General features: G+C 64.0%; 2 protein-coding genes. Both read right to left on the reverse strand.

What is annotated here, in order from left to right:
- Nucleotides 1-260, reverse strand: a 260-nt coding sequence (locus tag ACIRS4_RS38060; RefSeq protein WP_404204834.1) for a hypothetical protein, incomplete at its 3' end; no start/stop codon positions are given.
- Nucleotides 261-353: 93 nt separating this feature from the next.
- On the reverse strand, nucleotides 354-740 hold the full coding sequence (locus tag ACIRS4_RS38065; protein ID WP_404204836.1) for a hypothetical protein: 387 nt from the start codon (nucleotides 738-740) through the stop codon (nucleotides 354-356).
- Nucleotides 741-1,167 lie beyond the last annotated feature (427 nt).

Raw genomic sequence — 1,167 nt, forward strand, 5'->3', positions numbered from 1 at the left:
GTCTGGCCGTGGATAGTCCACTGCACCATGGCCTGTGGCGCACCGGGCGCCACGCTCTGGCCCGCGGCGCGGGGGAGCCGGATCGGATCGGAGACGACGGTCGCCGTGACCGAGGTCTTGGTCGCGTTGGCGGCGTGGATGCGGGCGGCGGCGGTATCGGCGGTTCTGAACCCGGCGATGATCGCGAGCGGGACGCACGCCGCGACCAGCAGCGCGGCGAGCATGCGCCACGCCGCCTGGAATCGATCGGACCGTCGCATCAGCCGGTTCCGGCTCCAGGGAGCCGTCCGGCAGATTCGCCGCACGAGCTTCCGCACGTTGGCGCGGTACCCCGTGGCGGCCGCCTCAAACGGTCAGAAGCTGCCCAGCGGGTCCTGGTTGTCGAAGATGTATTTGTCGCCGTTGTACCAGGTGACGATGACCGAGGAAGCCTCCTCGGGCTCCTGTCGGCAATAGGAGACCCCGGGGAAGGGGAGGGACGTGGATTCTCCGCATTGGTAGGCGTAATCGTCGGCGAGTTTCTGCGTCTCGAAGCGCTGGCCGAGGCCGCCGTAGCTGCCGGGGACCCAAATCGAGCCGGGGCCGGTGAACACCCACAGAATGCTGCCGAACAGCCAGGCGTAGAAGAGATAGGTGGCGGCGACCGCGCCCGCGCAGAGCACGATGAACCGCCTGGTGCGGCGTCGGCGAGTTTTCTGTTCCCGGAACGGGTAGGAGCCTGAATCGGAACTGTGCATCATGTGGTCCTCCTCAGTCGGAGAGATGACATGTTCAGGCGTATTGATCAAATCTACCGTGATCTGGTTCGAGAGTCTCCAATGAATTCGAATCGGCTGCCCGCGAGAGTATTTCGAACAGCGGTCGCCCGGCATTGATTTGGACGACCGATCTATTCGAATATCGCCGCCGGATCAGCCGGCCGCCCTAGTGGCGCCGAAAACCGCTGAGCGGCAAGGCGACCGGTCCGCTGCTGCCCGCCGACCCCGTGTCGAGGTGGTTGAGCAGGTTCTGGATGACGACGTACGGGTTCATCGGCTGGTCCTTCTTCCGGAGATCCGCGGCAGGTGGTTGTGACTGCCGTCACGGTGTGGTCTCATCAAGATACACAGATACGCTAACTGTGTCTGTGTATCAGGCCCAATCGAAGAGGATTCACGGCTATGGATG

Origin of the sequence: Streptomyces sp. NPDC101166, assembly GCF_044768125.1 — a bacterium.
In the GTDB taxonomy this organism is placed as follows: Bacteria; Actinomycetota; Actinomycetes; order Streptomycetales; family Streptomycetaceae; genus Streptomyces.

Coding starts and splice junctions, on each gene's coding strand:
- ACIRS4_RS38065 (WP_404204836.1), bottom strand. CDS start 740: ATGATGCACAGTTCCGATTCAGGCTCCTACCCGTTCCGGGAACAGAAA.